This is a genomic window from Bradyrhizobium sp. Leo114 (assembly GCF_055229415.2).
On the sequence record NZ_JBUYEN020000228.1, the window covers coordinates 1 to 390 of the forward strand.

Consider the following 390-nt stretch of genomic DNA (forward strand, 5'->3'; position numbering starts at 1 on the left):
TTTTTTTTTCTTTTTGTGTGCTTGTTTTTTTTTTTTTTTCTTCTCTCTCCCTCTTTTTAATATGGGGTGTTTTTTTAAACCACTGCCTGGGGTGTGTGTGTTTTTTTGTATTTATTTTTTTTTTTTTGTTGTTTTGGGGGTTGTTTTTTTTTTTTTTTTTTTTTTTTTGGGGGGGGGGGGGTTTTTTTTTTTGGTTGTGTTTTTTTTTGTGGTGGGTTTGTTGTTGGGGATAATTGTTTTTTGTGTTTTTTGGGGTTTTTTTTTGGTGTTTGTGGGTTTTTTGGGTGTTTATTTGGGTATTTTTATTTTACCAGGGGGTTTGCTCTTTTGTTGTTTGTGTGGTTTTGTGTACCCACAAATTAATTTGGTTTGGGGGGGGGGGGGCGACAT

The 390-nt window shown here is 33.8% G+C and carries 1 protein-coding gene; it reads left to right on the top strand.

Annotation, left to right across the window (positions count from 1 at the left end; all coding sequences use genetic code 11):
* On the top strand, window positions 1–390 hold a 390-nt coding region (locus tag ACZIRK_RS45515; RefSeq protein ID WP_474419884.1), incomplete at both ends, for a hypothetical protein.